The sequence below is a fragment of the Ilumatobacter sp. genome, from assembly GCF_030065885.1.
Taxonomy (GTDB): domain Bacteria; phylum Actinomycetota; class Acidimicrobiia; order Acidimicrobiales; family Ilumatobacteraceae; genus Ilumatobacter.
Map to the genome: position 1 here is coordinate 1 of NZ_JASJCS010000113.1, position 19955 is coordinate 19955.

Here is a 19955-nt window from a genome sequence, read left to right on the forward strand (position 1 = left end):
CGGTCGGCGTCGGCGGTTCGATCGGCCCGTGGCTGGCGGTGGGGTTCGCCGCCGACGACGACGGCCGGATCCCGTTCTCGAACGGTGCGCTGACGTTCGTCGAGGGTGGCTCGGGTCTGCTCGGGCTCGGCGTCGACGGTCTGGCCGACGGGTCGGTGGATGTCGAGGGCATCGCCGTGGTCGGCGTCGACGTCGTGGCGCCGATCGACCACCCGAACGGCGCGTTCGAGCTCGACCACCTCGTGATCATGACCGACTCGCTCGAGCGCACCTCGGGCGCGGTGGAGGAGGCGCTCGGACTCGAGCAGCGCCGGGTCCGCGAAGCCGGCGACGTGCGCCAGGCGTTCCACCGGTTCCCGGATCGAGGTTGCATCGTCGAGATCGTCGAGCGCTCCGACGTCACCCGGGTCGGGTTGTGGGGTCTGGTCGTCAACGTGGTCGATCTCGACGCCGCGGTGGCGGGCCACGGCCCCGACGTGATCGGCGCCCCGAAGGCCGCCGTGCAGCCGGGGCGGCGCATCGCCACGTTCCGTTCCGGCGCCGGGCTGGGCGTGCCGACCGCGCTGATGTCGACCTGAGCCCGGTTCAGTCGAAGTCGGTCGGCTCACCATCGTCGTCGCGGCGGCCGGTGAGGTACGCCTGGCCCTCGTCGCAGTCGGCGGCGAGCGGGCACCAGCGGCACGACGTGCCGGGCCGCTTCACCGGCTCGCGCCCCTCGACGCGCAGCTCGATCTCGGCGTTGACGGCGTCGAGCATGCGCCTCGACGCGGACAGCAGCAGGCGCTCGGTGACGTCCTCGACGACCGGCTCGCCGGCGTCGAGGTAGAACGACGCGAGCTTGCGGGGAGGGATCTGGGTCCGCAGCGTCTCGACCAGGGCGTAGAACCGGAGGTCCTCCCGGTGCCTCGGGGCGACCCAGCCGGTCTTCAGGTCGACGATGACCTTGCGGCTCTCGGCGCCGGCCGGCCGGCCGAGCGTGAGGTCGACCTTGCCCGACAGCACGATCGGGCCGTCGATCGGCCAGCGCACGCTCGACTCGGTCGTGGGCGCCGCCCGCTTGTCGAGCGGCGGGAAGCACTCCTGGAACTTGATCAGCTTGTCGACGGCGACGCCGCGCAGGTCGGCCAGGTCCGCCTCGGACAGGCCGGCGATCCAGTCGCCGAGGCTGGTGTCGTCGTCGGCGAGCCGGGCGATCGCCTCGTCGACCACGTCAGCGGGCACGGGGTCGCCGCGCCAGTTGATCAGCAGCTGGATCGCCCGGTGAGCGACCTGCCCGCCGGCGACGGCCGGCGACCAGGTGAAGGCGTCGTCGTGGAGATGCTGCACCTCGCATCCGAGCACGCTCGCGAGTCGGTGCTTGCTCACGAACAGCTGCTCGTCGCCGAGCCGGTCGTGGAAGTCGTCGAACGCCTCCTCGACGTCACGGCGCAGCGTGGCGACGAACGACGGGTCGAACACGACCGGGTCGGGACTGCGGCGCAGCAGCCCGAGCGTCTTGCGCTGCAGCGGGGACAGGTCGTCGGGCGCGGCGTCGGCCATCGCCGGCGACACTACCGAGGCGGTGTGACCCCCATTCGGAACGCGTGAGGTTGTTGCGCACTATGGGCGCAACAACCTCACGCGTTCGGGCGGGGGCAACGTTGTGACAGCCCGCTGTCAGAGTCGGGGTATGACATCCCCCTCGGCTGCGAGCACCGTCGACTTCGCAGCGGCCGCGCGCATGCTCACGCGCGAGGCGCGGCGTCGCGGGCTCGTCGGGCCGAGCTTCCGGTGTCCGCCGCGGCTGGTCGGGGTCGACCGCACCATCCGGCGCCGTCCCGAGGGCGCCATCGTGTCGGTGCGGCTGCGAGGGCGCCCCTGGCCCGCCGTGCTCGCCGACATGATCGAGGGCGTGGTCGTCGCGAACGGTCTCACCGCACCGCACGCCGATCGGCTGCGCAGCGAGCTCTGGTCGTCGGCCGGCGTCGGCGTCGGCGCCGCTCCGGGGCCCGACATGCCGCAGGTGGCCTGAGTGCCGCCGTCCGTCAGCGGCCGTCCGTCAGCGGTCGTCGATCAGCCATCGTCGGGCCACAGCAGCGTGTCGGGGTGGAACTGGCTCCATGCGAACCAGAACGCCTCGTGGGCGGCGACCTCCGACCCGTCGACCAGTGCCACGAAGCCGCCGCCGTCGCGGCCGAGCCCCACGCCGTTCAGCTCCACGGGCTGACCGGCCGCCAGGGCAACCCGAGCCTCGGCCACGTCGAACGCGACAGGCGTGCCGTCGTCGAGCACGACGCCGAGCACCGGGTCCTGCACGCCGAGGCGAGGGTCGACGTCGCCGACCGGGAAGATCGGCCCGTCGTCGTCGCGGCCGCGCAGCGGGTCGTCGTCGTACTCGCGACCGATGCCGCCGTCCTCGGCCACGATCGTCGTGTCGGGATGTGCCGCCTTCCACTCGCCCCAGGTGCTCACCGTCACGGTGTTCTGGTCGAGCACGACACCGGCGTCGAGCAGCGGCCCGCTGACCGCCTCGCCGGTGAACGTGTCGAACGCCGAGAACGTGTTGAGGTCGTACATCACCTTGTTCGACCGGCTGAGCAGGCCCGACGTGCGCAGCACGGGCGTCTCGACGCCGTCGGGCACCTGGTCGGTGTAGAACGCCTGCGCCGAGCCGCAGAGCGTGCAGTAGGGGATGCCGAAGCGGCGCCCGCCGATCGTGATGTTGACCATCTCGTGCACCTGCATCATGTTCTGCGGGAAGGCGACCGCCTCGTCGCCCTCGGTCACGCCGAACACGACACGGTCGTCGTCGTACCAGTCGCCCTCCGCGGCCGGAACGAGCTCGGGGTCGTCGAGCGAGGGGATGCAGCCCGGGATCTCGCACGGGTTGGGGTCGCCGAGCGGGCGGTCGTCGATGAACACGCCGCCCCAGCTGAGCCAGCGCCAGTCGATGGTGGCGTCGGGGTCCTCGAAGAACGGTGCCCACGCGTCCTCGACGAGCGTGAACAGCTCGCCCTTCAGCCGTTGGTACTCGGGCGGCGGGGGAGTGTCCCAGGCGATGAGGCGGTCGGTCACCGAGTTCCACGGTGACCGTTCCTCGGCGATCTCGTCGGAGATGTCGACGCCGGTCAGCGTGGTGAAGCCGTCGACGAGCGTGTCCTGCGCGTCGCCGGGGCGGACGAATCGCATGAGGTCGCTGATCAACCACGCGTGCCGTGCGTCGCCGGCGTCGATGAACGGCTGGTACTCGGCGGCACCGACGAAGCCGCCCCGGATCAGCGCCAGGAGCAGGTCGAACTGCTCGGTCGCCGCGTCGTTCGGCCCGTCGGGCGCGTCCGGTGCTGTCGCGAACGACCGGCCCTCGGCGACGATGGATGCGGCCCCGTCGCCGGCCTCGACAGCCGCCTCGTCGCCGTCGCCTGCGCATGCCGAGAGGAGGAGTGCGGCGGCGATCGGGAGCGCAGCGGCCTTCATGCGGTCCGAGCGTACGGAGGTGGTTCATCGCCGATCCGGCGTCGGCGACGAGTTCACGTATCGTTTCGAAAGTGCGTGACCGGAGCCAGGGCTAGCGTGAGCCGCAGGCCCGGGTGGTGGAATTGGCAGACACGGGGGGCTTAAACCCCCCTAGATCGCAAGATCTGTGTGGGTTCGAATCCCACCCCGGGCACGACGATGATCGGGGAGTCGGCGGACTACTCCGAGCTGTCGAGGCCTTCGGGTGGCGGTTCGGGGCCGTAGCCGAGGTCACCGCGCCAGAGGTCGGCGAGTCGTTGCGGGTTCGTGGTCTGGAAGACGAGCCGGAGTCGTCGGTTCATGTCGCCTTCCCTTCGGTCGAGGTCTGCGCGCGGCGTGCTCGGTAGGCACGGGTCTTGGAACGGTTGCCGCACCGGCGCATCGCGCACCAGCGTCGAGCGCCCGGTGGCGAGGAGTCGACGAAGACGAGCTCACAGTTCGGGTTGGCGCACTCGCGCACTCGACGACCGTGTTCGCCGCTCAGCGCATCGATGGCATCGCGAGCGATCGTCGAGAGCGCGGCGACGGGACGAATCGGTTCCTGCCATCGGCTCGCCATCGTCAACGGGTCGAGTCGTGGAACGAGCGGATCGCGTTCGGCTGCCGCGTTGAGGACGGCGACCGCATCGCTGCTCGGCGTGCGGTCGATGGTCCGATCGCGAATGATCGTGAAGATCGCTTCGCGCAGCGCAACGGCGGCGTCGAAGTCGCCGTCGACCGTGTGAACGGGGTGCTCGGCATCGAGTGAGCCCGAGAGCCAGGCCTCCAGGTCCTCTGGGTGGTGCAGCTGCTCGAAGCTGGATCGGATCGGCGTCTGTCCACCTGTCGTCAAGAACCGGAGGGCGAGGGAATCGACGGCTGCCATGCGACACCACTATAGTGGTGTCGTAGGAGAGGGGAGAGTCAGATGGATGGATGGACGTGTGCGTCGTGCGGCCGACGCTTCCGGCGACGCAACCAAGGCCACACCTGTAGCAGGGTCGGCATCGACGACGTCTTCGGTGGCGCGAGCCAGCTGTCGCTCGAACTGTTCGATCGATTTCGTGCTCTCGTCGACGAGATCGGCCCGAACGAGCTGTCGATCACCAAGTCGGGCGTCGGCTTCCGAGGAACCCATCGCGTCTTCGCGGCAGTGCGACCCACGAAGGCCGGGCTCGGCGGCTTCCTGGATCTCACCGACGTCGTCGACGACGAGCGCTTCTCGAACGTCGAGCCCTACACGAAGCGGCTGTTCATCCACAAGCTCCGCCTGAACTCACCCGATCAACTCGACGTCGACTTCCGCGGCTGGGTCAGGGACGCGTACGACGTCGGTGCCGGACGACACCTCGAACGAGATCCCTCCTAGCGACAACGCGCGGACCGCTTGCTCGTGCGCAGCGGCCAGGCATCCGCGCCGCTCCTGTTCGGCACGCACGACAGCGGCCACCCCGTTCGCACTCTGCGGCCCCTGGATGTCGTCAACGGCGCGTTCCTGGTGTCGACGAACGCACGGCTGCAGGCCGCCTGCGATCATCCGTGCGGCGGCGCGCTTCAGGTGAGCCGCATCGACGCAGCCTGATCGATGAGCGATTGGGGAACGTGCATGCCGGGGGTCAGCACCGCGCGGGTCGTCGGGTCGACGCGGGCAGTGACTCCGGACGAAGCGAACGTGATCGACACCGTCCCGTCGATCTCCAACACGAGCCGGTGCGTGAGCTGGCCGAAGCAGTCGATCAGCTCTTCGGTCACGAGGGGGATTCCGAATCGTTCGGTCATGGTTGGCTCCGGGTGAGGTTGGTGACTGCAAGGGGTGGCTCGACCGCTGCGAACGCGTCGCGGTCGAGATCGGTGCCCGTCAGTGCTCGACAGATCCTGCGGGCCGCCATGCGGGCGCTCCAGAGGTTGCCGGCGGCGGGCCGAGCTCGATCGTTGCGAGGCGTCCGGTCACGAACAGATTGGTGTCCACGACGCGCAGGCTGTGGTCGACCACGGGGACGCCGTCGACGTGCTGGTCGACGAGGCCGGCCAGTGCGCCGTCGACGCGGACGTCGGGCCGGGTGCCGGTGGCAGGCCAGCAGCGGTGTGCCTCGATGGTGCGGCCGCCGACGTGGAGTTCGAGCCGGCGTCGGTGGTCGTCGAGCCGTTCGACGGCACCGACGAGGTGCGTCACACTGCCGGCCTCGATCTCGGAGTGCAGCCGGCGACACATCCAGCTCGGCATGCTGCCTCCTCCTCGGGCGGTGCGGGCGGCTTCGAGCCGTCGATGCGGGCTGGAGAGTCTCGAGAAGCCGTCGAGGCTGCGTGGTCCGAGCCATCCGGGCTCGACGTCGAAGTTCCGTTGGACGACCGGTCGGCGGGTCACGAGGGTCACCGTCGCCTGCCGGTCGGCGGCAGCGACGGCGAGGTGCCCTGCTGTGAGACCGCCGCCGATGACCGTCACCCGCTCGCCGGCGAGGGAGTCCACCTCGCGGAGATCGATGCGGTTGCCGAGCAGTCGCTCCGTGGTCGAGGCCTGGCGATGGTGGTGATCGGGGTTGCCATAGCTACCACACTACGAGAACCGTTCTCAGTCTTGCTACGCTCTCGCTCTGCGTCGCGCAGATGTCAGCTCGCACGCTGTCGCTGCCGTCGACGAACCGGCCGAGGTGATCATGATCTTCGATCGTGACGGGCACCGAGCCCAACCCACGACGAAGGGCGGCTCGACCTGAGACGGTGCAGCGAGGCGCAAACGAGCGGGCCACCACTCGCACGACACGAAACGCCCGGGCAGACGATTGCGGCGATGCCGGCGACCGTGGCCTTCCCGATGAGCTGGGGCTGAGCCGGGAGTAGCCTCGCCGATGGACGTCCGCCGACGCGTCGGCACATCGAACGACCAGCGAGGAGGAACCACATGATCACCGAGTCAGAGTTGGCTGCGGCGCGTGAGGCTTGGGGTGCCGGGCTGATTGCGATCGCGAAGGCCTACGAAGCCGACGGGATCGATGCGGCTCGAGAGGTCGCCTCCCGTGTCCTCGACGAGGCCTACGGGTACGAACTGGGGCCGGTGCTGTTCAAGCCGACCATGGCGAGTGGTGACCAGACGTTCCGCCCGACCAGGGCGGGAGCGCTGTCGTACTTCGTCGGCCACGACCCCGACTTCCCGCTCGACGGGGGCTTCGGGCTCAAGGGGTGGCGGGACGTCCGGTCGGAGACCGCGGCGACGTTCATCGATGGCGATGTCGCCATGTGGATGGGGTGGGTGCACATGACCGATGCCGACGGCCAGGTCACCACCGCCGACAAGAGCTGGGGGTACTCGAAGGATGCCGACGGCGTGCTGCGCATCGTGCTGCACCACTCGTCGCTCCCTTACCAGCCCTGAGCAGTCGTCGGTCGCTCCGGCTACGTGTGAACACATGCGAATACATGCATGATTGTGCGGTGGACCGCGATCACGACGCCGTCGAGCGAGGCGCCGAGTTGCTCAAGGTGTTGGGCAGCCCGGTGCGCCTCGGCGTGATCCTCGCCCTCGAAGAGCACGGTGAGCAGTGCGTGCACGAGCTCACCGACCTGCTCGAGGTCAACCAACCTCTGATCTCCCAGCACCTGCGGGTACTGCGGTCGGCGAACCTCATCGTCGGCCGTCGTGAGGGCAAGGAGGTTCGGTACTCGATCGCCGACCACCACGTCACCCACATCGTTCGCGCTGCGATCAGCCATGCCGAGGAGGCCATTTCATGAGCATGACCCATGCGATCCACGAGGATCACCCGCACCGGCACGGACCGGACTGCGGTCACGCGTCGGTGGTCCACGACGACCATGTCGACTACTTCCACGAGGGTCACGTCCATCGCGAGCACGACGGGCATTGGGACGAGTGCGAGGTCACCCACGCCGAGCACGCCGACCACGGCGATCACGGGCACGGTCCCGACTGCGGCCACGAGGCCATCCAGCACGGCGACCACGTCGACTACCTGCACGACGGCCACCGCCACGCCAAGCACGGCGACCACTGGGACGAGCACTGACCTCCGCCCACCCGAGCGGACCTGCGGGACGCCGGCGGGCGCGGGCCCGTCTCATCGTCCGACGGTCACGGGGCGGTCACGTGACCGGACAGGTCGGATCGGGTCGTTCAGCGCAGACCGTGTGGACGACGTGAGCGCACGTCACCAGGTGCAACGGACGAGAGCGCACGCGACGGACCGATTCCCGCAGTCGTGAACTCCCTGTCGATCCGGCGGAGAGTGGGTTCGAGTCCCAACCCCGGGCACGTGACGGAATGTGCGCGGAGCGTCGAGCCGGCGTCTCCGGCGCTGGCCGCGAGCCTCGCGTCAGTCCGGGTCAGGCCGGTGCCGTTGCGCCGAGGATGGCCTTCGTCTCGAGGAACTCCTCGAGGCCGTGGCCGCCCCACTCGCGTCCGTTCCCGGACTGCTTGTAGCCGCCGAACGGTGCGTTGAAGTCCGGGCCGGCGCCGTTGACGTGCATGTTGCCGGTGCGGATCCGCCGAGCGATGCCGATCGCCCGTTCCGCGCTGCCCGATACGTAGCCGGCGAGACCGTAAGGCGTGTCGTTGGCGATGCGGACGGCGTCGTCGTCGTCCTCGTAGCCGATCATCACGAGCACCGGTCCGAAGATCTCCTCCTGCGCGATCCGCATGTCGTTGGTGACGTCGGCGAACAGCGTCGGCTTGACGTAGTACCCCGCGTCGAGACCGTCCGGTCGCCCGGTTCCGCCGGTGACGAGGGTGGCGCCCTCGTCGATGCCGGCCTGGATCAGCCCCTGGATCTTGTTCCACTGCGTCTCGGAGACGACCGGGCCGATCGTGGTGCCGTCGCTGTCGGGCGCACCGACCGCCACCGCGCTCATGGCCTGCTTGGCGATCTCGACCGCCTCGTCCATCCGCGAGTTCGGCACGAGCATGCGCGTCCCTGCGTTGCACGACTGGCCGGAGTTCATGCACATGCCGAACGCGTCCCGCCCGATCGCCTCGGCGAAGTCGGCGTCGTCGAGGATGATGTTCGCCGACTTGCCGCCGAGCTCCTGCGCCACGCGCTTGACCGTCGGTGCCGCGTTCTTCGCCACCTCGACACCGGCACGGGTCGAGCCGGTGAAGGACATCATGTCGATGCCCTCGTGCGACGACATGTACGAGCCGACCGTCGGGCCGTCGCCGTTGACGAGGTTGAACACGCCGGCCGGCACGCCGGCCTCGTCGAGGATCTCGGCGAACACGATCGCGTTGAGCGGCGCGACCTCGGAGGGCTTGAGCACCATCGTGCAACCGGCCGCGAGCGCAGGTGCGACCTTGCACGAGATCTGGTTGATCGGCCAGTTCCAGGGCGTGATCATCCCGACGACGCCGATCGGCTCCTTCACGATCAGCGACGTCCCCAGGCGCTCCTCGAACTCGAAGCCCTGGAGCACCGCGGCCGTCGTGGCGAAGTGCCCGAGGCCGCTCGCCGCCTGCGCCGCCTTGGCGAGTCCGAGCGGCGCCCCCATCTCGGCGCTGATCGTGCCCGCCAGGTCATCGGCCCGGGCGCCGAGCAACTCGGTGATCTTGTTGAGCAGTGCGAGCCGCTCGTCGACCGACGTCTGCGACCACGTCCGGAACGCCCGCTGGGCGGCGGCGACCGCGGCGTCGACGTCGGCGTGACCGCCGAGCGCGATCGTCCCGATCGGCTGTTCGGTCGCCGGGTTGATCACGTCGAGCGTGTCGTCGGTGGACGGCTCGACCCAGGCGCCGTCGATGTAGAACTTGGTGGCGTTGTCACTGACCTGCATGACGACGATGCTACGTGCGCCGAAGGGCCGCACACGAGGCCGGTCCGTCGCCCGAGGTACCCGAGGTGGCCGTCGTGCGAGCCGCAGGAGTCGCCGGCTGCCGCACGAGGTGCGGCATCGGGGCGCAACGAACGAATCGGACGGTCTCAGTCGAGCAGATCGCCGGGCTGCGGCGGGTAGGCGCTGACCAGCGGCACGAACTCGTCGGACGAGCCGCTCCACGTCAGCGTCAGCAGTTGCCCGAGGCTGCGCCGGCCGCCGAGGCCGCGGAACAGCTCGAACGGCTCGCCGGTCAGCTCGGCCCGCAGCGGGCCCCTGCCGAGCGAGAAGGTCTCGCTCGCGACCCGCACCGTCAGCACACCGACCCGGGCGTCGCGCAGCACGCCGTGCAGATGGTCGAGCAGGAAGTCGAGGGAGATCCGCAGCGCCTCGTCGTCGGAGAAGCGCGGCAGGCCGATGGCCTGGCGAACGTCTTGCTCGTGCTGCAACAGGTCGGCGACGTAGTGGCTGCCGATCTCGTAGCCGAGCAGACCGAGACCCATCTCGAACCTCGACGACTCGGCCTCCCACTCGTCGGCGAGCTCGCTCACCGACCGGTCGCGCCGATCGTCGACCTGCTTCCCGGTCCAGGCATCGGGGCCCGCGTCACCCTCGTCGAACCGACCGGCGTTGAGGTCGGCGGTGATGCCCACGACATGGGCGAGCACATCGCGCACCGTCCAGGCGGGTGTCGCCGGCACGACCGTCGCCAGCTGCGTCGCGGTGAGACTGTCGAGGAGCGCGACGAACTCGCGTCGCTTGCGGCGGTACACGGGCCCGCAGTCGATCGCTCGCTCGACGATCATCGCGACAGCATGGCACGCCGCCGCGGCCGGCCAGATGGCCGCCCGCACGGCCCGGTCTCTGCCGTATCGTCTCTGCGGTGAGAGCACTGATCGAGGCCGACCCGTGGGTCGTCGAGCAACGCGGCTTCGAGCCCGCCGATCACCGGGCGTTCGAGAGCCTCTTCAGCCTGGGCAACGGGCACTTCGGCGGGCGCGGCAACCACGAGGAGGCGTACTCGGGCGACACGCTCCAGGGCAACTACATCGGCGGCGTGTACTACCCCGACCCGACCCGGGTCGGCTGGTGGAAGAACGGCTACCCCGAGTACTTCGCGAAGATCCTCAACGCACCCGACTGGAAGGCGCTGCGCATCACGATCGACGGTGAGCAGCTCGATCTCGCCGCTGCCGAGGTCCTCGACTACCGCCGCACGCTGCGAATGCGCACCGGCGAGCTCGAACGAGCGGCGACGGTGCGGCTCCGCAACGGTCACGCCGTCGAGCTGCACGTCGAGCGCTTCGTCTCGATGACGCGCCGGCACGTCGGCGCGCTCCGATACCGGCTCACGGTCAGCGATGCGGCGACGGTCGAGATCTGCTCGCTGGTCGACGGCGACGTCGTCAACGAGGACTCGAACTACGACGAGGGCTTCTGGGACGAGGTCGAGCAGCTGGTCGACGGTGCCCGCACGACGGTCGTGGCGAGCACCAAGAAGACCGAGTTCCTCGCGGCGACCGCGGCCGAGGTCCGGCTCGGCGTCGACGGCGCCGCGATCGATCCGCCGCTCAGGCCCGAGACCAGCCCACGCGTCGCCCGAGCGACGTGCAGCGTCGATCTCGACGCCGGCCAGACCGTCGAGATCGTCAAGATCGGCGCGATCGTCACCTCGCGCGACGTCGCCGAGACCGAGGTGCCGAAGACTGCCCATGCCGAGCTCGACGAGGCACTCGCCGTCGGGTTCGACCTGCTGCAGGTCGAGCATCGCGCCGCGTGGGAGCGCAAGTGGGAGATCAGCGACGTCGTGATCGGCGGCGACCCGGCCGCGCAGCAGGGCATCCGCTTCAACATCTTCACGCTCAACTCGACCTTCACGGGTGACGATCCCGACCTCAACATCGGGCCGAAGGGCTTCACCGGTGAGAAGTACGGCGGCGTTACCTACTGGGACACCGAGGCGTTCTGCTTCCCGTTCTACCTCGCGTCGTCCGAGCACGAGGTGGCGAAGAACCTCCTCCGGTACCGGTACCGCCACCTCGGCAAGGCGGTCGAGAACGCCGCCAAGCTCGGCTTCGGCGACGGCGCCGCGCTCTTCCCGATGGTCACCATCAACGGCGAGGAGTGCCACAACGAGTGGGAGATCACGTTCGAGGAGATCCACCGCAACGGCGCGATCGCGTTCGCGATCTTCAACTACATCCGCTACACCGGCGACGACGACTACCTCCTCGAGGGCGGGCTGGAGGTGCTCGTCGCGATCTCACGCTTCTGGTCGCAGCGGGTGTCCTGGAGCGAGCCGAGGCAGGCCTGGGTGATGCTCGGCGTCACCGGCCCCAACGAGTACGAGAACAACGTCGACAACAACTGGTACACGAACCTGATCGCGCAGTGGACGTTGCGGTACACGCTCGACGCGATCGACGACGCGCGAACCCTCGACGCCACTCGCACGCGCGACGTCCTCGAGTCGATCGGCTTCGACGAGTCGACCGAGCCGGCCCGCTGGCGCGAGGTCGCCGACCACCTGCACCTGCCCCACGACGACGACCGCGGCGTGTTCCTGCAGCAGGACAACTACCTCGAGAAGGAGCAGGTCACCGTCGACGACCTCGATCCCGACCAGCGGCCGATCAACCAGCACTGGTCGTGGGACCGGATCCTGCGATCGCCGTACATCAAGCAGGCCGACGTGTTGCAGGGCCTCTGGACGTTCGAGGACCGGTTCGACCTCGACACGCTGCGCCGCAACTTCGACTACTACGAGCCGAGGACCGTGCACGAGTCCTCGCTGTCGCCGTCGGTCCACGCCGTCCTCGCCGTCCGCCTGGGGCGGCTCGAGAAGGCCCACGAGCTGATGCTCCGCACCGCCCGCCTCGACCTCGACGACTACAACCACGAGGTCGACGAGGGCTGCCACGTCACGTCGATGGCCGGCACCTGGATCGCAGCCGTGCACGGCTTCGGCGGGCTCGCCGTCGTCGACGGCGAGCTGTGCATCGACCCCGTGCTCGCCCCCGGATGGGACGAGCTCGGCTTCCAGGTCCAGTTCCGCGGCGCCTGGATCTCGGTGACGTGCCGGCCGGGGTCGGTGACGATCGAGAACCGGTCGGATCAGCCGGTCGCGATGCGCGTCGCAGGCCGCACCGTCGACATCGACCACCTCGCGACGGTCGAGATCGCCACCGACTCGCGTCCCTGACGGCGGTGCGATCTGCGTAAGATCGCAAGTACGGATGTTCTCATGACCGGACCAAGGAGGAGGTCGCATGTCGGTGCAGCCGCTTGACCGCCACAGTCCGATGCCGCTCTGGGCTCAGCTCGAAGCCGAGCTGAAGCGGCGCCTCGACGCAGGCGACTTCGACGACGGCGCCTTCCCGACCGATCTCGAGCTGACCGAGGACTACGAGGTGAGCCGGCACACGGTGCGCGAGGCGATCCGCCACCTCAACCGCACCGGCCTGTTGCGACGCGAGCGGGGTCGGGGCACCGTCATCAACCGCTCGGAGTTCGAGCAGTCGCTCGGCGCTCTGTACAGCCTGTTCGAGTCGGTGGAGTCGCGCGGGGTCGAGCAGACGAGCGAGGTGCTCGAGCTCGCCGTGGTGCGCGAGCCCACCGCAGCGGAACACCTCGAGCTGCCCCCCGACAGCGATCTCGTGCTCGTCGCACGTCTGCGCATGGCCGGCGGCGAGCCGCTGGCGATCGACCGTGCCTGGTTGCCGTACGACGTCGCCGCACCGCTGCTCGACGTCGACTGGACCCGGACCGCGCTCTACGACGAACTCCGCCGGGCGGGCGCACCCGTGCCGAACCTCGGGTGGGAACGGCTCACGCCCGTCGTTCCCAGCGCGGCCGACCGTCGCCTGCTCGATCTCGACCGCGGCGAGGCGGCGTTCTCGCTCGAGCGCCGCGGGTGCCGAGACGGTCTGCCGATCGAGTGGCGCACGACGCTGATCCGCGGCGATCGCTACCGGTTCGTCGCCGACTGGTCGGCCGGGTCGCTCAACCCGCTCCGGCCTGACGTCGCGGACGCCTGACGGCGTCCGTCTGCGGATTCCTGGCGGAATCCGCCTGCTGATCGAGCCGCGCTGGCTCGCAGCCCGAGTCTGCGACGCCCTGACGGCGTCCGTCCGCGGGTTCCTGGCGGAATCCGCCTGCTCGGGTCGCGCCGGAAGCGACCGATGGGACTTTGGTCCCTAGTGGCTCGTTGTAAATGTACGGATAATCGGACGAATCCAACCGTGGGCGGAGCACTCCGTCGTCAGAGTCCGAGGGGACCGTCATGAAGCTCCAGCAGTATCAACTCCCGTGTCTGTCGCTGTCGTCGTACCTGATCGGCGACGAGTCCAGCGGACGAGCGGTGGTCGTCGACCCGCAGCGCGACATCGGGCAGTACCTCGCGGACGCGGCCGAACACTCGCTCGAGATCACCCACGTGCTCCTCACCCACTTCCACGCCGACTACGTGTCGGGCCACCTCGAGCTGGCCGAGGCGACCGGCGCCGAGATCTGCCTCAGCGCCGTCGCCGAGGCGGAGTTCCCGATCACCCATCTCGCCGACGGCGACCGGATCGAGCTCGGCGACGTGGTCATCCAGACCTGGCAGACGCCCGGCCACACGCCCGAGTCGGCGACGTTCCTCGTGTTCGAGCACGCCGGCGACGACGTGCCCGCCGCGATCCTGACCGGCGACACGCTGTTCGTGAACGACGTCGGCCGTCCGGACCTGCTCGGTGCGATCGGGTTCACGGCCGAGCAGCTCGGCGCGCAGCTGTACGACTCGGTGCACCGCCTCCTGTCGCTACCCGACGAGGTGCTGGTGTACCCCGGTCATGGCGCGGGCAGCGCCTGCGGCAAGGCGCTCGGCAGCGACCCGTTCACCACGGTCGGCGAGCAGCGGACCGAGAACTACGCGCTGCAGCCGATGAGCAAGGAGGACTTCGTCGCCCTCGTGACCGAGGGGCAGCCGGCCGCGCCGTCGTACTTCCTGCACGATGCGATCACGAACCGGCAGCAACACGAGGTGTTCGACGAGGCCGGGCCGTTCGAACCGATCGGATTCGAGGGCGCCGTCGCCGCGCTCGACGACGGGTCCGTGATCGTCGACACCCGCGACCCCGTCGAGTTCGCCCTGGGCCACATCCGTGGTTCGGTCAACGTGCCACTCGACGGTCGCTTCGCCGAGCAGGCGGGCATGGTGGTACCCGCCGACGCAGACGTGATCGTCGCCGGCGAGCCGGAGCGCGAGCGCGAGGCCCGCACCCGACTGGGCCGGATCGGGTTCGATCGTGCGTCCCGGTACATCGCCGACTACGCGGTGCAGCTCGTCGAGCACCCGGACCTCGTCGGCGTCTCGCGGCGGTTGGTCGCCAGCGATGTCGCCGGCCTCGATCTGGCCGACGTGCAGCTGCTCGACGTCCGCAACCCCGGCGAGACGGCCGCCGGTGTGATCCCCGGAGCGATCGAGATCCCGCTCGGGGCGCTCCCGCAGCGACGCGACGAGCTCGACGACGGGCGACCGGTGGTCGCGTACTGCGCCTCCGGTCAACGGAGCTCGGTCGCGGCCAGCTGGCTCCGCCGGGAGGGGTTCGACGACGTCGCCGACGTGATCGGCGGCTACCAGGCCTGGGAGCTGCTCGGGGCCTCGATGTCCTGACGAGCCCAGGGCGTTCGACGAACGTGCAACCCCGGGACGTGACCGGGGCTTGACCATTCATCCAAATATCCGTACATTTGTCCATCGAGGGGACGCGCCCGAGGGCGCACGAAGGGGAAGACACCATGCCCAACACCGCACACCATCGCGTCGTGATCGTCGGTGGCGGCGCCGCCGGGATCTCGGTCGCCGCACGGCTCCGCCGGAAGATCGACGACATCGTCATCATCGAGCCGTCGGACAAGCACTGGTACCACCCGCTCTGGACGCTGGTCGGTGCCGGCCACGCGACGATCGAGCAGACCGAACGCACCGAGGCCTCAGTGATTCCCAAGGGTGTGCACTGGGTCAAGGAAGCGGCGACGGCGTTCGACCCGGACAACAACACGGTCGAGACGTCCGGTGGACAGCGCATCGAATACGACGTCCTGATCGTCTGCCCCGGCATCCAGCTCGACTGGGACCGGATCCCCGGTCTCACCGACACGATCGGCGAGAACGGCGTCTCGTGCAACTACGAGCCGCACCTCGCACCCAAGACCTGGGAGTTCATCCAGCAGACCACGTCGGGCACCGCGGTCTTCACGATGCCCAGCGACCCGATCAAGTGCGCCGGCGCTCCGCAGAAGATCGCCTATCTCGCGTGCGACCGGTGGCGTCAGGCGGGCGTCCTCGACAAGATCGACGTCCACCTCGTGCTGCCGACGCCGGGCATGTTCGGCGTCCCCGTGTTCGCCAAGGCGCTCGAGCAGGTCGCCGCCGGCTACGGCATCAACGTCCACTTCCAGTCCGAGCTCGAATCGATCGATGCGGACAAGAAGCGGGCGTTCTTCCGCTCGATGAACGACGAGCCGGGATTCGAGCTCGACTACGACATGATGCACGTCGTACCGCACCAGTCGGCGCCCGACTGGGTCAAGTCGAGTCCGCTGTCGACCGACCTGCCGACCGGCTACGTCGACGTCGACAAGCACACGATGCAGCACGTGCGCTACCCGAACGTCTTCGCGCTCGGCGACGCCGGGTCGACACCGAACTCCAAGACCGGGGCTGCGGTCCGCAAGCAGGCACCGGTCGTCACCGCCAACGCGATGAAGCAGCTCGAGGGCGGCGACCCGACCGAGCGGTACGGCGGGTACGCATCGTGCCCGCTGACGACGTCGGGCAACCGGATGCTGCTCGCGGAGTTCGACTACTCGATGGAGCCGAAGCCGTCGTTCCCGCTCATCGACACCACCAAGCCGCGCCGTGACATGTGGTACTTGAAGAAATATGGTCTGCCGTTCCTCTACTGGAACATGATGCTGAAGGGTCGCGCCTGACGACCCGGCATCTCGGAAATCGCCGCCGTCGCGAAACCTCGTTCATGAGTTGATCGTCGTCGCCGGCGATGCCAATGTGGCGCCTCGTGGCAGGCGCGTCTCGGACGGCAGGATGTGGGCGGCGTCGGTCCGGCACTCGACCCGCGGTCGGTCGTGGCGCAGCGCTTCTCGCGGCGTCGGTCGTCGTCACCACCTGCGTCCTCGTACAACCCGGTGAGCGCGCCGCGGCAGCGCCCGACGCGCAGGGCCGCGTCTGCCTGAGCGGAACGGGCGCGGCCGACCTCGGCCGGTTGTTCGACACCGAACCGGCGGGCGTCGTCGGTGCCGACTACCAGCGGGCCGTACCGCTGCCCGACGGGCGGGTGCTGTGGACGTTCCAGGACGCCGCCGTCCGGGTCGGCCCCGACGAGATCGAGATCGTGCACAACATCGGCGTGCTGCAGGACGGCGCCTGCTTCGACGTGCTGTACGGCGGGACGCGAGACGACCCGGCGTCCTGGCTGTTCTCGTCGTCGACCGCCCGGTTCGAACGATGGTTCTGGCCACTGGCTGCCGAGATCGACGTCGACGGGCGAGCCGTCGTCTTCGTCGCCGAGATGGTCGAGCGAGGCGACGAGTACCTGACGCGCACCGAGCCCGTCGGCACACGCGTCTCGGTCTTCGACCCGGCGACGTCGTCGATCGTCAGCGAGGGCGCACCGCCCGACGACAGCGCCGCGCTGTACGGCTGGTCGATCACCAGCGACGACGCATGGACGTATCTCTACGCGCACTGCTACCGGCAGTTCGGATACGACCCGTACGTGGGGGTCGCCGCATTCGATCGCTCGTGCGCCGATCGGGTCACGGTCGGCCGCGTCCCGAGGGGCGAGTTGCTGGCCGAACCGAGCTACTGGGACGGTTCGTCGTGGCAGCAAGATGCGTCGCGGGCGGCGCCGGTCTTCGACGGCGACCGCATCAACCCGGTGCAGGTCGAGTGGTCCGGGAGCTCCTTCTTCGCCGTCAACAAGGAGGGCGACTGGTGGGGCGACACGATCTACCTCTCGCGCGCCGAACGCGCGACCGGGCCGTTCGAGGTGTACGCCGAGATCCCGGCACCGGTCAAGTGCGCGGCGTGCAACTCCTTCTTCGCGACGTGGATCCCGCACGCGGCGGCCGATCGGCCGCCGAGCACCTCGGTGCTCGCGCTCTCGCACAATCGCTGGGACGGCGTCATCACCTCGCTCTACCGGCCGACGTTCCAAGAGGTGGCAGCACCCGCGTACCTCGACGCCGGTGACACGCTCCGCGTCGTGGTGCCCGACGCGGCCGGCTCCGACGCGGCGCTGCTGAACGTGGTGTCGGTGGGCGCCGAGCGCAACGGCCACCTCACCGTGTTCCCGTGCGATCGTGCCCGACCCGAGACGTCCAACGTGAACTACCTGGCCGGTCGCACCGCGGCGAACCTGGTCGTCGTCCGACCCGACGCCGAGGGCGCGGTCTGCGTGACGACCCATGCGACGACCGATGTCGTGGTCGATGCGTTGGGTGCGCTCGTCGGTGGTGGGTCGAGCATCGACGACCCGGTGCGGCTCGTCGACACCCGCATCGGCCTCGGTGCGCAGGCGGCCCGCATCGCCGCCGGCGGGCTCGTCCGCTTCGACACCGGAGCCGCGGGCTCGGCCGCCGTCTTGAACGTGACCGTGGTCGACCCGTCGTCGGCGGGCCACGTCACGGCGTTCCCGTGCGACCGCCCGCTGCCGACCGCGTCGAATGCCAACTACGGGCCCGGCGACGTCGCAGCCAACCTGGTCGTCGTGCGATCCGACGCCGGCGGCGACGTCTGCCTCAGCACGTACTCGCCGAGCCACCTCGTCGTCGACGGGACGGGTTCGCTGGGCGACGGGTTCACCGTCGCCCTCGCACCCGAGCGCGTGCTCGACACCCGGACCGCATCGGCGAGGGTCGGGGCGCGCGAGACGGTCGAGGTCGCCGTGCCCGGAGCCGACGGCAGCAGCGCCGTCGTGGTCAACCTGACCGCCGTGCTGCCGGACGCGAACGGGTTCCTGACGGTGCATCGCTGTGACCGTCCGCGGCCCGAGTCGTCGAACGTCAACTACCACTCGGGCGACGTGGTCGCGAACCTCGTCGTCGCCCGCCCCGACGACGACGGGCGGATCTGCGTCTTCAGCACCGCGGCGACCGATCTGGTCGTCGACCTCGCCGGTGCCTTCGAGTCCGGCGTCGATGTGTTCGACGACCCGATCCGCGTCGTCGACACCCGGGTCGGCGCAGACCGCTGAGTCCTTGACGGATTCCAGACGATCGGTGGGAATCGGCGACGCAGCGTGGTCGTTCACCCACGACGGGCACGGACTGTGACGAATAGCGCTGGCATCGTGCCGATCGACCTGCTTATGTAGGGCGTCGCGCAGGCGCGCAACGCCCGGATCTGCCCGGGTCGGCGGACGGAACACAGCGGAGGGCCACGCACAATGGGGGCATCGGCGACAGCACTGGCTGGACCGCGGCGGGGAATCGACATCCAGTCACCGAACTGGGCCGATCTGTGGATCCCGGCCACGCTGGTGATCGCGTTCGTGTTCGGCCTCGGCGGTGTCATCGACACGTCGCTCTCGCTGCCTTCGTTCGAACCGGCCACGTCGATCACCGACGGGAGCGCCGGATCGTCGCAGACGGTGGCACCGGGCGAGGTGCCCGACGGCCTGACCGCCGACGAGTGGGCCGACATCCAGCGCCAGATCGCCGCCCTCCAGACCGGTGGCGGCGCGGTGGCGCCGCCGGCGGTGACCGCTGCGCCGGCTCGCGTCGGTGCCGTTCCGCGCAGTCCGGCACCCGAGCTCTCGCCCGAGGTCGGGCTGACCACGTTCCTGCCGACCGGAGCGGTCGTCGCGGCGGGCGCCACCGACGTGACGTTCCGCACCGACGCGGTCGGTGACCTCGCGCTCCGCGGCGTGGCGGCCGATCGCGTGACCGGCGGCGTCGAGTACCGCCACCACGCCGCAGTGACCGAGTGGTTCCGCGACACCGGCGAGGGCCTCCAGCAGGGCTTCACACTGGCCGCCGCCGTCACCGCCGAGCCGATCACCGTGGTCGAGGTCGTCGTCTCAGCCGGGACGCCGACGTTGATCGACGAGCAGACCGTGCGGATCGATCGAGGCGCCGACCGGGCGCTCGTCTACCGCGATCTCGTGGCGTGGGACGCAACCGGGGCGTCGCTCCCGTCGTTCATGGACGTGGTCGACGGAGCCATCACGCTCAACGTCGACACCGAGGGTGCGGTGTACCCGGTCACGATCGACCCGATCATCGCCGAGGACAACGCCGTCTTCCCGTTCCCCAACGCGTCGGGCGAGCGGACCGGCTCCGCCGTCGCGATCGACGTCGACACCGTCGTCGTCGCCTCGCCGTTCGACGACGACACCGGGCGCGACGAGGGCAAGGTCGAGGTCTGGGACTACGACGGCGCGTCGGTCGGGTTCGACAGCGCCTGGTACGCGAACGTCGGCGAGCCGACCGACTACGGCTTCAGCGTCGACGTCGAGGGTGACGTGTTCGTCGTCGGCGCGCCGGGCGACGACGCCAACGGCGACGAGGCCGGTGCCGTCTACGTGTACCGGCGCGACGGGCCCGGCGGCGCATGGAGCCTGACCGACGTGCTCCACGCCTGCGACGGCACCGGGTGCGAG

The 19955-nt window shown here is 69.6% G+C and carries 19 protein-coding genes, 1 tRNA gene and 1 pseudogene; 13 read left to right on the top strand and 8 right to left on the bottom strand.

The genetic code is table 11. From position 1 onward, the window contains the following. Window positions 1-578: hypothetical protein (locus QNJ12_RS19185; RefSeq protein WP_300625112.1), on the top strand; the 578-nt coding region annotated here is incomplete at its 5' end. 7 nt (window positions 579-585) lie between these two features. Here QNJ12_RS19185 and QNJ12_RS19190 read toward each other — a convergent pair. Next, the gene (locus QNJ12_RS19190) at window positions 586-1539 is read right to left on the bottom strand and encodes a PD-(D/E)XK nuclease family protein (RefSeq protein ID WP_300625114.1); all 954 of its coding nucleotides are present in this window, start codon (window positions 1537-1539) and stop codon (window positions 586-588) included. A 130-nt stretch (window positions 1540-1669) separates the two neighbouring features. Between QNJ12_RS19190 and QNJ12_RS19195 the strand changes: the two genes are divergently transcribed. Next, a complete protein-coding gene (locus tag QNJ12_RS19195) occupies window positions 1670-2011 on the top strand; it encodes a hypothetical protein (RefSeq protein ID WP_300625116.1) in 342 nt (113 codons plus the stop codon). A 41-nt stretch (window positions 2012-2052) separates the two neighbouring features. Here QNJ12_RS19195 and QNJ12_RS19200 read toward each other — a convergent pair whose 3' ends face one another. Next, complete coding sequence (locus QNJ12_RS19200; protein WP_300625117.1) at window positions 2053-3453, bottom strand: DUF3179 domain-containing (seleno)protein; 1401 nt, start codon at window positions 3451-3453, stop codon at window positions 2053-2055. A 107-nt stretch (window positions 3454-3560) separates the two neighbouring features. Between QNJ12_RS19200 and QNJ12_RS19205 the strand changes: the two genes are divergently transcribed. Beyond that, window positions 3561-3646, top strand: a tRNA-Leu gene (locus tag QNJ12_RS19205). Window positions 3647-3671: 25 nt separating this feature from the next. Here the strand turns inward: QNJ12_RS19205 and QNJ12_RS19210 are convergent. Together QNJ12_RS19210 and QNJ12_RS19215 are read right to left on the bottom strand one after the other, a co-directional pair. Next, window positions 3672-3794 carry a hypothetical protein gene (locus QNJ12_RS19210; protein WP_300625119.1) on the bottom strand — a complete coding sequence of 41 codons (123 nt, stop codon included), beginning with the start codon at window positions 3792-3794 and terminating at the stop codon, window positions 3672-3674. Continuing rightward, window positions 3791-4357 (bottom strand): CGNR zinc finger domain-containing protein, encoded by a 567-nt coding sequence (locus QNJ12_RS19215; protein ID WP_300625121.1) that lies wholly within the window; start codon window positions 4355-4357, stop codon window positions 3791-3793. The genes QNJ12_RS19210 and QNJ12_RS19215 overlap by 4 nt, the downstream gene beginning before the upstream one ends. Before the next feature lie 42 nt (window positions 4358-4399). Here QNJ12_RS19215 and QNJ12_RS19220 point away from each other — a divergent pair, with 42 nt between their 5' ends. Continuing rightward, window positions 4400-4840 carry a DUF5655 domain-containing protein gene (locus QNJ12_RS19220; protein WP_300625123.1) on the top strand — a complete coding sequence of 147 codons (441 nt, stop codon included), beginning with the start codon at window positions 4400-4402 and terminating at the stop codon, window positions 4838-4840. Between the two features lie 185 nt (window positions 4841-5025). Here the strand turns inward: QNJ12_RS19220 and QNJ12_RS19225 are convergent, their stop codons facing one another. Both QNJ12_RS19225 and QNJ12_RS19230 read right to left on the bottom strand, forming a co-directional pair. Further along, window positions 5026-5250 carry a hypothetical protein gene (locus QNJ12_RS19225; protein WP_300625124.1) on the bottom strand — a complete coding sequence of 75 codons (225 nt, stop codon included), beginning with the start codon at window positions 5248-5250 and terminating at the stop codon, window positions 5026-5028. Between the two features lie 79 nt (window positions 5251-5329). Then, complete coding sequence (locus QNJ12_RS19230) at window positions 5330-5938, bottom strand: NAD-binding protein (RefSeq protein WP_300625126.1); 609 nt, start codon at window positions 5936-5938, stop codon at window positions 5330-5332. A 432-nt stretch (window positions 5939-6370) separates the two neighbouring features. On the opposite strand from QNJ12_RS19230, the gene QNJ12_RS19235 reads away from it, so the two are divergent. Genes QNJ12_RS19235 through QNJ12_RS19245 form a run of 3 tightly spaced genes read left to right on the top strand, consistent with a single transcriptional unit; the run spans window position 6371 to window position 7493 of the window. Then, on the top strand, window positions 6371-6841 hold the full coding sequence (locus QNJ12_RS19235; RefSeq protein WP_300625127.1) for a hypothetical protein: 471 nt from the start codon (window positions 6371-6373) through the stop codon (window positions 6839-6841). 59 nt (window positions 6842-6900) lie between these two features. Continuing rightward, complete coding sequence (locus QNJ12_RS19240; RefSeq protein ID WP_300625128.1) at window positions 6901-7200, top strand: helix-turn-helix transcriptional regulator; 300 nt, start codon at window positions 6901-6903, stop codon at window positions 7198-7200. 2 nt (window positions 7201-7202) lie between these two features. After that, the gene (locus QNJ12_RS19245) at window positions 7203-7493 is read left to right on the top strand and encodes a hypothetical protein (RefSeq protein ID WP_367281819.1); all 291 of its coding nucleotides are present in this window, start codon (window positions 7203-7205) and stop codon (window positions 7491-7493) included. A 316-nt stretch (window positions 7494-7809) separates the two neighbouring features. Here QNJ12_RS19245 and QNJ12_RS19250 read toward each other — a convergent pair whose 3' ends face one another. Then, window positions 7810-9249, bottom strand: a complete 1440-nt coding sequence (locus QNJ12_RS19250; RefSeq protein ID WP_300625131.1) for an aldehyde dehydrogenase family protein — start codon at window positions 9247-9249, stop codon at window positions 7810-7812. A gap of 146 nt (window positions 9250-9395) precedes the next feature. Further along, the gene (locus QNJ12_RS19255; RefSeq protein WP_300625132.1) at window positions 9396-10094 is read right to left on the bottom strand and encodes a maleylpyruvate isomerase family mycothiol-dependent enzyme; all 699 of its coding nucleotides are present in this window, start codon (window positions 10092-10094) and stop codon (window positions 9396-9398) included. A gap of 77 nt (window positions 10095-10171) precedes the next feature. On the opposite strand from QNJ12_RS19255, the gene QNJ12_RS19260 reads away from it, so the two are divergent. The 6 genes and pseudogenes from QNJ12_RS19260 to QNJ12_RS19285 all read left to right on the top strand — a co-directional run. Beyond that, window positions 10172-12490: a family 65 glycosyl hydrolase domain-containing protein gene (locus QNJ12_RS19260; RefSeq protein ID WP_300625134.1), complete on the top strand. Its 2319-nt coding sequence runs from the start codon at window positions 10172-10174 to the stop codon at window positions 12488-12490. A 100-nt stretch (window positions 12491-12590) separates the two neighbouring features. Beyond that, window positions 12591-13325 (top strand): GntR family transcriptional regulator, encoded by a 735-nt coding sequence (locus QNJ12_RS19265; RefSeq protein WP_300625135.1) that lies wholly within the window; start codon window positions 12591-12593, stop codon window positions 13323-13325. A gap of 245 nt (window positions 13326-13570) precedes the next feature. Next, entirely contained in the window at window positions 13571-14944 is a 1374-nt protein-coding gene (locus QNJ12_RS19270; RefSeq protein WP_300625136.1) for an MBL fold metallo-hydrolase, read from the top strand. Between the two features lie 125 nt (window positions 14945-15069). Further along, the gene (locus tag QNJ12_RS19275; protein WP_300625138.1) at window positions 15070-16266 is read left to right on the top strand and encodes an FAD/NAD(P)-binding oxidoreductase; all 1197 of its coding nucleotides are present in this window, start codon (window positions 15070-15072) and stop codon (window positions 16264-16266) included. Between the two features lie 290 nt (window positions 16267-16556). After that, window positions 16557-18548, top strand: coding sequence for a hypothetical protein (locus QNJ12_RS19280; protein WP_300625140.1), 1992 nt, complete (start codon window positions 16557-16559; stop codon window positions 18546-18548). Window positions 18549-18740: 192 nt separating this feature from the next. Further along, window positions 18741-19955, top strand: a pseudogene (locus QNJ12_RS19285) (hypothetical protein); the annotation flags it as partial.

What these genes read in the sequence shown, in the direction of transcription:
- QNJ12_RS19190 (WP_300625114.1), bottom strand. Translation starts at nt 1,539, where the DNA reads ATGGCCGACGCCGCGCCCGACGACCTGTCCCCGCTGCAGCGCAAGACG.
- QNJ12_RS19195 (WP_300625116.1), top strand. Translation starts at nt 1,670, where the DNA reads ATGACATCCCCCTCGGCTGCGAGCACCGTCGACTTCGCAGCGGCCGCG.
- QNJ12_RS19200 (WP_300625117.1), bottom strand. Translation starts at nt 3,453, where the DNA reads ATGAAGGCCGCTGCGCTCCCGATCGCCGCCGCACTCCTCCTCTCGGCA.
- QNJ12_RS19210 (WP_300625119.1), bottom strand. Translation starts at nt 3,794, where the DNA reads ATGAACCGACGACTCCGGCTCGTCTTCCAGACCACGAACCCGCAACGA.
- QNJ12_RS19215 (WP_300625121.1), bottom strand. Translation starts at nt 4,357, where the DNA reads ATGGCAGCCGTCGATTCCCTCGCCCTCCGGTTCTTGACGACAGGTGGA.
- QNJ12_RS19220 (WP_300625123.1), top strand. Translation starts at nt 4,400, where the DNA reads ATGGATGGATGGACGTGTGCGTCGTGCGGCCGACGCTTCCGGCGACGC.
- QNJ12_RS19225 (WP_300625124.1), bottom strand. Translation starts at nt 5,250, where the DNA reads ATGACCGAACGATTCGGAATCCCCCTCGTGACCGAAGAGCTGATCGAC.
- QNJ12_RS19235 (WP_300625127.1), top strand. Translation starts at nt 6,371, where the DNA reads ATGATCACCGAGTCAGAGTTGGCTGCGGCGCGTGAGGCTTGGGGTGCC.
- QNJ12_RS19245 (WP_367281819.1), top strand. Translation starts at nt 7,203, where the DNA reads ATGACCCATGCGATCCACGAGGATCACCCGCACCGGCACGGACCGGAC.
- QNJ12_RS19250 (WP_300625131.1), bottom strand. Translation starts at nt 9,249, where the DNA reads ATGCAGGTCAGTGACAACGCCACCAAGTTCTACATCGACGGCGCCTGG.
- QNJ12_RS19255 (WP_300625132.1), bottom strand. Translation starts at nt 10,094, where the DNA reads ATGATCGTCGAGCGAGCGATCGACTGCGGGCCCGTGTACCGCCGCAAG.
- QNJ12_RS19265 (WP_300625135.1), top strand. Translation starts at nt 12,591, where the DNA reads ATGCCGCTCTGGGCTCAGCTCGAAGCCGAGCTGAAGCGGCGCCTCGAC.
- QNJ12_RS19270 (WP_300625136.1), top strand. Translation starts at nt 13,571, where the DNA reads ATGAAGCTCCAGCAGTATCAACTCCCGTGTCTGTCGCTGTCGTCGTAC.
- QNJ12_RS19275 (WP_300625138.1), top strand. Translation starts at nt 15,070, where the DNA reads ATGCCCAACACCGCACACCATCGCGTCGTGATCGTCGGTGGCGGCGCC.